This is a genomic window from Acinetobacter sp. CY79 (genome assembly GCF_059515845.1).
In genome coordinates this window covers 21,964-30,251 of record NZ_JCAKMY010000035.1, presented here as the reverse complement: position 1 = coordinate 30,251, position 8,288 = coordinate 21,964, and the positions used below count along the sequence as shown (strand labels likewise).

Here is an 8,288-nt window from a genome sequence, read left to right as displayed (position 1 = left end):
TGTAAGCCCAAAATAGAAATGTCCGGTTTCTCCAAAGTAAAAATGTCCGCTTTTAGAATATGCATTTTTGCAATTTCCTTAGCGGACGGTTTGATATGTTGGTGTCTATGTCGGATAAAGAACTTAAACGATTGTCGGTCTTGCAGGAAATCTGTGATCAACGCATAACTCAATCCCAGGCTGCTCAGCTACTTCATATCTCAGAACGTCAGATCAGACGCTTACTGCAGAAATACAAAGCTCAAGGTCCCGCTGCATTAGCCCATGCCGGTCGTGGCCAAATCAGCAATTCCAAACTTCCTGAAGAACTCAGACTTAAGTGCCTCAATATTGTTTCAGATCAACTTTATGGTTTCGGACCCACTTTAGCGCATGAAAAGCTCACCACCGTGCATGGATTCGATCTTTCAGTAGAAACCCTGCGTTCCTGGATGATTGCAGCCGATTTATGGATTCCTCGCTGCAAGCGCCTGAAACGCCCATATCAGCCTCGTTATAACCGAGATTGTTATGGTGAATTGATCCAAATTGATGGCTCACACCATGATTGGTTTGAAGGTCGAGCACCTAAATGCTGTCTGCTAGTATTCATCGATGATGCCACAGGAAAATTGCAGCATTTACGCTTCTGTGCGTCAGAGTCAGCCTTTGACTATATGATTTCGACACGTTTATATATCGAACAGCATGGTAAGCCATTGGCATTTTACAGTGACAAACATTCAGTTTTTAGGGTGAATCAAAGCAGCAAGAAAGACACCAAGATTACCCAGTTTGGACGTGTTCTGAGCACTCTCAATATCGATATCATTTTCGCTAACTCCCCTCAAGCCAAAGGCCGTGTAGAACGCGCCAATAGAACGCTTCAGGACCGTCTGATCAAAGAGATGCGTCTGGAAGGCATCAGTTCGATTGCAGATGCCAATAAGTGGCTGCCGTGCTTTATTGAGCAATTTAATCGTAAATTTGCCAAGATGGCCTTTAATCCCAAGGATCTGCACCGGACTATCACTGAAACAGCCGAAGAATTAGATGATGTTTTTACCTGGCGTGAACCCCGCAGGGTCACCAACAGCTTGACGATTACTTATGATAAATGCGTATATATCTTGGAAAACAGCGAAGAAAATCAAAGATTGATCGGTAAGTATCTTGAGTTCCTGGAATACCCGGATGGTACTGTAGCCCTCATGCATGATGGTCGAAAGATCAATTACAGCCTCTTCGATAAATTAAGTCAGCTGAATCAGCGAGAGATTGTTGAGAATAAACGTTTGGGTTCTGTGCTGGCACATATTCAACAACAGCATGAACAACTGGAACAACAAAACAAACGCAATCGTTCACAAAAGATGCCACGTAGACGAGCACAGAAAACAGCAGTTCAACAACGAAATCTGAATCCTGTGCTTGACTTGGAAATGTCCATATAGGACATTTCTATTTGGTTATTAGGTAGGACATTTCTACTTGGGAATAACACTTGGGTTTTTAAGACCTATAGAATTGGAGTCCATTTATTTTTGAGCTTTAGCATTCATTACAATAATAAGTAAAGCACTGAGATAAGTTTTAAGTGCAGAAGAACAGGGCGACGATATGAGTGCATTAAAAAATTGAAGTTTGAATAGGTTATAAATATAAAATACAAAAAAAGCCCAAGTCATGATGCTTGGGCTTTTTGTTGAGACTTTTACATCTCGAATATGGCGTCCCTACGGGGATTCGAACCCCGGTTACCGCCGTGAAAGGGCGATGTCCTAGGCCTCTAGACGATAGGGACAGTGCGAAGTAAATATATTTAAACCATTTCAAAACTTGAAATACAAGTACTGAAATTTAATGGCGTCCCTACGGGGATTCGAACCCCGGTTACCGCCGTGAAAGGGCGATGTCCTAGGCCTCTAGACGATAGGGACTAAATAAACATACATACTTCTGAAATTGGCGTCCCTACGGGGATTCGAACCCCGGTTACCGCCGTGAAAGGGCGATGTCCTAGGCCTCTAGACGATAGGGACGTTTCAGAGGTGCGCGTATATTAGGGTGGATTTGTAAGTGTGTCAAACCTTTTTGTACATGTATTTAAAGGAAAAGGGTGCGTTCGTATGAAAATAAATCAAAACTAAGTGTGGTGTCGAATATTCCATCAAGAAATATAAGATTAGGGATTTAAGAATTTTTATGATCTGTTTAAAGGTTAGGCTAGAGATTTACACTTTATATCGAAGTGGTGTTGTAGATAAAAGTAAGATCAAAAAGAGTGGCATTAGCCACTCTTAATCATCTGTTCAGGCTAATTTTTAGGATGATAAAACACATAATAACTGGCATAACATGTTGCAATAAATGCTAAACATCCAAAAAAACTAACACGCATCGTCGGATCGAACACCATACTGATACAGGTAATAAAACAGAAAATGAAACCTAAGATCGGTACGATTGGAAAAAGCGGTGCTGCAAATCCAAGATCTTTCGCAGCTTTACCTTGTTTGTACCATTGGCGACGGAAGTTATATTGGCTTAAGCAAATACTCATCCACACCACAACCATAGTAAATGCGGCAATTCCTAAAAGATTGGTGAAAATCGTTTCAGGGGCGAATTGCTCTGAAAGTAAACCGGGCATTGCGCCAATCATGGTGACCATAACAGCAATATATGGGATTCCACGCGAATTCACTTTTGAGAAGACAGCAGGAAGTTGCTTGTTAAAGGAAAGAGACCACATCATACGAGAGGCTGCAAACAGACCAGAGTTCGCAGCGGACAATAATGCGGTGATAATCACAAAGCGAATAATGTCTTCTGCATACGGAATACCGATATGTTGGAATACCGTCACGAATGGACTGCTACTGACACCTTCAGCAGCTAGCCCCGCTTCTTGATGAGGAAGTAGGGAGGTCACCACAACTATGGTTCCGACAAAGAAAATCAATAACCGGAAAATCGCGGTATTGATCGCTTTAGGGACATTTTTGGCTGGATCTTTGGTTTCACCCGCAGCAACACCAATCAACTCTGTTCCTGAAAATGCAAAGTTGACAATTAACATGGTGGCAAAGATGGGGAAAATGCCTTCAGGGAACCAACCCTCAGAGGTTAAATTGCTGAACAAAGGCGCAGATTCATAGCCTTGATAGCCGAGTACCCCAAAAATAGCCAATAAGCCCAATAAGATAAAAGCAACGACTGTAACGACTTTCACCAGTGCCAGCCAAAACTCTGACTCTGCAAACCAGCGTGTTGAAATCATATTTAACGTAAATACGAAAGCACCAAAGATGATGGTCCAAATCCACATGGATATATCTGGGAACCACTCTTGCATCAGTAATGCAGCAGCAGTGAACTCGGTACCGAGTGTCACAGACCACGTTAACCAGTATAACCATGTGATGGTATAACCTGTGCCTGGACCAATATAGCGCTTAGCATAAGCACCAAAAGAACCTGACTCAGGCATATGTACGGCAAGCTCACCTAAACACAGCATCACCATGTAAGCGATGATACCGCCAAGAAAATAAGCAAGAATGGCACCTACAGGCCCCGTTTGTGCAATGACTTCACCCGACCCTAGAAAAAGTCCAGTACCGATTGCGCCACCAAGCGAAATCATAACCAGATGTCGAGTACTCATAGCGCGTTTTAAAGGCGCAGAATTGCCCTGATGCGTAGCATCATTCGGAGATGAGTGCATAGGAATTGAATAGAATCAAAAGAATGAAGCGAGTTATTGTAGTGAAAAACCACAGATCTGCAATGAAATAATAGTAATTTTGGATATGCTTTGATCGTGTGCGATCAATAGATGGCGTCCCTACGGGGATTCGAACCCCGGTTACCGCCGTGAAAGGGCGATGTCCTAGGCCTCTAGACGATAGGGACGTTGCGAGGTGATGTGTATACTAAGGATTTAATATTTCTTTGTCAAAATAGATTTAACTATAATAGGTTTAAATGCTCATACATTGAACAAAAACAAGCAATTAATTTTATTTAAAAATGATATAGCAACATTTTTTGTTAATCATAAAGTTCTTATTCATTCAAATTCATTTTCTTCATAGCTTTATGTCTATAAATCTTATTCAAATTTGATAAGATTGATTCACTTTGTACAGTAGGAAATTTTAGTGCTGCCTTTTAAACTTTGGGTCGATGCTGATGCACTTCCCAAAATCTTACGAGAAGTGATTCTACGCGCTTCTGATCGATACCAACTGGAAGTCACTTTCGTAGCAAACCAAAATGTCGGGATTACATCTTCCGTTCGTATCAATTCAATTCAAGTCATGAGTGGTGCAGATCAAGCAGATAAAGAAATCGTAGATCGCATGAAACAGCATGACATTGTCATGACGCAAGATATACCGCTAGCTGCACAAGTGATTGAAAAAGGTGGAATTGCCATTCATCCTCGTGGTGAAATCTGGACAGAATCTAATATCAAAGCCCGTCTACATTTACGCGATTTTATGGATACATTACGTGGTGCTGGAGTTAATACTGGTGGGCCTGCACCGATCTCTGAGCGTGATAAGCGTGAGTTTTCAAGTGCACTTGATCAAACCATTATGAAGCAAAAGCGTAAAACAGCTCAGCTTTAATCACTTATCTATTTAAATGTATTTATCCGATGTCTGATTTTAGATCACACAAAAGTCATTCCATTGATTCTGTTCAGATCTGTAAAGTTTGGTTTTAGTTATTTTGAAACGATAACCCATTATTAAAGAAGAGAGTGAATGCCTTCAAAATCCAATATTGCACTTACCTATGCGTTACTGGTCTTGATTTGGGCGACTACACCTTTGGCAATCGTGTGGAGTGCAACTGACTTACATCCTTTATGGGCATTAGCACTTCGCTTCTTTCTCGCATTTCCCATTGCATTGATACTACTACTGATCTTAAGAGGGCGTTTACCGCTAGATCAGCGTTCAATTTTAAGTTATACCGCAGGCGCATTTAGTTTTATTGTTTCACAAGTTTTTACTTATTTAGCGATTGATTATCTGAGTTCTGGGCTGATTGCACTGATGTTTGGTCTAGCACCATTAATCACTGGAATTCTAGGCGTTTTTATATTTAAAATAGGTCTGTATTGGAGTCAATGGCTAGGCATGATGATTGCTTTGAGCGGTCTAGCGATCATTAGTCTCGGGGCAGATCAACACGTTGTACATCCTGCCGGCATCATATTGATGTTGGTCAGTGTCTTTATATATTGTGCTACAATGTTCTGGATCAAGAAAATTAATGCACCATTGAAACCTTTATCTCAAGCAACGGGATCAATTACGGTTTCGACATTGATTGCACTTTGTATGTTGCCATTTATTTGGCAATACGTTCCAATATCACTGCCCGAATCCAAGTCTCTTATTGGCTTGTTATATGCAGTGGTGATGTCTTCGTTACTGGCAATGTTCTGTTATTTTAAACTGGTTAAAACTATTAAAGCCACCACATTATCATTGACCACGGTATTAACACCCATCATTGCTTTAGGTGTAGGTGCTTATTTTAATCATGAAGCTTTAACGACGATGACTTTCATCGGTGCGCTTGTACTACTTACGGGTCTATTGATTTACTTTTCTAAAGATTTTCTACTTGCCTATAAAATCAATCACTAAAAATTTCAGCATTGGGTTGAGGTGTAAATTTACAGCCTCAACATTCAGACTGGTGTTGAGTAACAGCATTGGCAAGTTTCACTCGATCCTGCGGATGCAAAGTAATGAAATATGCTCCTGTACGATATTTACCATTTTCTTCAGGACGACTATAAACAACGTGTGCAGTTGCAGCGATATGGAAGAAATTTTCAGGGTGGCTTAAGCTAATATGAATATATGAACCATCTGGAATTTCTTTATCGCTGTAAAAACTCAATCCAGTTTCTGATAGGTTCACTGAATCAGGAATGGGTAACATGGTTTGTACAATAGAATCGTATAGAGAACCATTAATGAGGTTTAATTTTTGGTTAAATAAGGATAAGATTCGAGCAATTTGTTGATCTTTTTGATTTAATTGTTCTAATTCGTATAGAAGCGCATGATCAAATTGATCTAATTCTGCAAGTAAGAGAAAATAACGCGGTAATACAAAATTTGAATCATATGGATCATTGAGAGCTATTTCCTCAGAAATGATCTGATAGTTAATCCTTAGCGCAGCATCAATACGGGACATGACGCGTCTTTCGCTTTCTCCACTTTGGTGCTGTAGAGCTTCCATTAAAACACCTCGGACTAGATGGTATGTTTAAACCGATCTCGCTGTATATAGGGTTGAGATACACTCGCGCACGGCGGAGTAATCACTTTATTTCTTTTATTGCTTTGGTATCAATGATCGGGTTGACTCTCGGGGTCGCTGTTCTTATTACAGTTTTATCTGTGATGAATGGTTTCGATCGCGAACTGAAAAACCGAGTTTTGGGTATGATACCTCAAGCTACTGTTTCTTCAACACAAATTTTAACAGACTGGCCAGAGCTTGCCAAGAAGATTGATACACACGAACATGTTGTCGGGACAGCGCCATTTACACAATTACAAGGCATGCTGACAGCCCAAGGGCAGGTTGCAGGAATCATGGTGACCGGGATTGAACCTGACTATGAAAAGAAAGTTTCAATCATTCAAGATCATATGGTGCAGGGCGATATTAACGCTTTGAAAAAAGGAGAGTTTGGTATTGTTCTGGGCAAACAAATGACGGATGCATTGGGCTTAAGTCTAAATGATAGTGTCACTTTAGTTTTACCTGAAGCTACGCCTTCACCGGCTGGTGTCGTACCACGTTTCAAACGTTTTAAAATTGTGGGTATCTTCAGTATTGGTGCTGAAGTTGACTCGATGATGGGATATATCGCCTTGAATGATGCTTCGACTTTGCTCCGTTTACCCGATGGTGCGCAAGGCGTACGTATGAAACTGGATGATATTTTTAAAGCACCTCAGGTAGCTGACGAGATTGTTCAGCAATTGCCAGGACAGTTCTATGCATCCAACTGGACCTATACACACGGCAACTTGTTTAGTGCGATCCAAATGGAAAAAGCAATGGTGAGTTTATTATTATTCCTCATTGTACTGGTTGCAGCGTTTAACATTGTTTCGTCACTGGTCATGGTGGTGACCGATAAAAAATCGGATATCGCTATTTTAAGAACTTTAGGCGCATCACCTGTAACCATCACTAAAATTTTCATGGTACAGGGTACGGTGATTGGTGTGGTGGGAACACTTGCTGGTGCTGCTTTGGGTATTATTTTCGCAACAAACATCAGTGGCTTTATGGGATGGTTAAATACCACAATGGGTCTGAACTTGTTTGATGCATACTTCATTAACTATTTACCATCGTATTTAAGATGGCAAGATGTAGCCTTGATTGTCAGTGTTTCTTTAGTGCTGAGTTTCCTTGCTACCATTTACCCAGCGTTACGTGCGGCTAAAATCCAACCAGCGGAGGCACTTCGTTATGAGTAATGTCGTGTTAGATGCCCAAAATATTCAAAAAAGCTTTACGGATGGTAAATCGACTGTAGATGTCATTAAAGGTTTATCGCTACAGGTTAACGCAGGTGAGTTCGTCTCAATTGTGGGCTCAAGTGGTTCAGGTAAAAGTACTTTATTACATGTCTTGGGCGGTTTAGAGCGTCCGACATCAGGTATTGTGAATCTGAATGGCAAACGCTTTGATAACTTAGGTGAAGCAGAGCGTGGTTTTTTACGCAATGAACACCTGGGTTTCGTTTACCAATTTCATCATCTTTTACCTGAGTTTACGGCATTGGAAAATATTTCGATGCCATTAATGTTGCGTAAAGGTGCTGAATTTAAGCAAGTTAAACAGCGCGCTGAATATTTGCTTGAACGTGTCGGATTGTCGCATCGTATGACCCATAAACCAGGAGAGTTATCTGGGGGTGAACGTCAGCGTGTCGCGCTCGCGCGTGCATTAGTGACACAACCTAAATTGATGATGGCTGATGAACCGACAGGCAACTTGGATCGTAAAACCGCATCTAGTATTTTTGAATTACTGACGGATCTACGCCAAGAGTTCAATATGGCGATGTTGATTGTGACGCATGATGAACAATTGGCGAAAGAAGCTGATCGTATTTTACATATGCAAGATGGTCTTTGGGTTTAAGCAAAGTGTCTAAATCATGTAATCAGTGTTTGAGATAAACCCGATCACTAACCTTTTAAAGCTCAAGAAATTTATTACTAGTAGTTAATAGTATATAAAAC

General features: G+C 40.8%; 7 protein-coding genes and 4 tRNA genes. 5 read left to right on the top strand and 6 right to left on the bottom strand.

From position 1 onward, the window contains the following. Positions 1-107: 107 nt before the first annotated feature. On the top strand, positions 108-1,433 hold the full coding sequence (locus tag AC5YCE_RS13355) for an ISNCY family transposase (protein ID WP_496172362.1): 1,326 nt from the start codon (positions 108-110) through the stop codon (positions 1,431-1,433). 274 nt (positions 1,434-1,707) lie between these two features. Here the strand turns inward: AC5YCE_RS13355 and AC5YCE_RS13350 are convergent. The 5 genes from AC5YCE_RS13350 to AC5YCE_RS13330 form a co-directional block, all read right to left on the bottom strand. After that, positions 1,708-1,783 (bottom strand) — tRNA-Glu (locus AC5YCE_RS13350). Between the two features lie 60 nt (positions 1,784-1,843). Beyond that, positions 1,844-1,919: transfer RNA gene (locus AC5YCE_RS13345), tRNA-Glu, on the bottom strand. Between the two features lie 26 nt (positions 1,920-1,945). Beyond that, positions 1,946-2,021: transfer RNA gene (locus AC5YCE_RS13340), tRNA-Glu, on the bottom strand. 275 nt (positions 2,022-2,296) lie between these two features. After that, entirely contained in the window at positions 2,297-3,709 is a 1,413-nt protein-coding gene (locus tag AC5YCE_RS13335) for an amino acid permease (protein WP_496125094.1), read from the bottom strand. A 112-nt stretch (positions 3,710-3,821) separates the two neighbouring features. Further along, positions 3,822-3,897: transfer RNA gene (locus tag AC5YCE_RS13330), tRNA-Glu, on the bottom strand. 248 nt (positions 3,898-4,145) lie between these two features. Between AC5YCE_RS13330 and AC5YCE_RS13325 the strand changes: the two genes are divergently transcribed. Next, positions 4,146-4,619, top strand: coding sequence for a YaiI/YqxD family protein (locus AC5YCE_RS13325; RefSeq protein ID WP_496125093.1), 474 nt, complete (start codon positions 4,146-4,148; stop codon positions 4,617-4,619). 138 nt (positions 4,620-4,757) lie between these two features. Next, on the top strand, positions 4,758-5,651 hold the full coding sequence (locus tag AC5YCE_RS13320; protein WP_496172359.1) for a DMT family transporter: 894 nt from the start codon (positions 4,758-4,760) through the stop codon (positions 5,649-5,651). Positions 5,652-5,688: 37 nt separating this feature from the next. Here the strand turns inward: AC5YCE_RS13320 and AC5YCE_RS13315 are convergent, their stop codons facing one another. Next, positions 5,689-6,258 carry a PilZ domain-containing protein gene (locus AC5YCE_RS13315; RefSeq protein WP_496172358.1) on the bottom strand — a complete coding sequence of 190 codons (570 nt, stop codon included), beginning with the start codon at positions 6,256-6,258 and terminating at the stop codon, positions 5,689-5,691. 23 nt (positions 6,259-6,281) lie between these two features. Between AC5YCE_RS13315 and AC5YCE_RS13310 the strand changes: the two genes are divergently transcribed. Both AC5YCE_RS13310 and lolD read left to right on the top strand, forming a co-directional pair. Next, positions 6,282-7,517 (top strand): lipoprotein-releasing ABC transporter permease subunit, encoded by a 1,236-nt coding sequence (locus tag AC5YCE_RS13310; RefSeq protein WP_496125090.1) that lies wholly within the window; start codon positions 6,282-6,284, stop codon positions 7,515-7,517. Beyond that, positions 7,510-8,187, top strand: a complete 678-nt coding sequence (gene lolD, locus AC5YCE_RS13305; protein WP_496125089.1) for a lipoprotein-releasing ABC transporter ATP-binding protein LolD — start codon at positions 7,510-7,512, stop codon at positions 8,185-8,187. The genes AC5YCE_RS13310 and lolD overlap by 8 nt, the downstream gene beginning before the upstream one ends. The last annotated feature ends 101 nt before the right edge of the window (positions 8,188-8,288 follow it).

Excerpts from the sequence above, each read along its gene's own strand:
- AC5YCE_RS13355 (WP_496172362.1), top strand. The coding sequence starts at position 108 with ATGTCGGATAAAGAACTTAAACGATTGTCGGTCTTGCAGGAAATCTGT.
- AC5YCE_RS13335 (WP_496125094.1), bottom strand. The coding sequence starts at position 3,709 with ATGCACTCATCTCCGAATGATGCTACGCATCAGGGCAATTCTGCGCCT.
- AC5YCE_RS13320 (WP_496172359.1), top strand. The coding sequence starts at position 4,758 with ATGCCTTCAAAATCCAATATTGCACTTACCTATGCGTTACTGGTCTTG.
- AC5YCE_RS13315 (WP_496172358.1), bottom strand. The coding sequence starts at position 6,258 with ATGGAAGCTCTACAGCACCAAAGTGGAGAAAGCGAAAGACGCGTCATG.
- AC5YCE_RS13310 (WP_496125090.1), top strand. The coding sequence starts at position 6,282 with ATGTTTAAACCGATCTCGCTGTATATAGGGTTGAGATACACTCGCGCA.
- lolD (WP_496125089.1), top strand. The coding sequence starts at position 7,510 with ATGAGTAATGTCGTGTTAGATGCCCAAAATATTCAAAAAAGCTTTACG.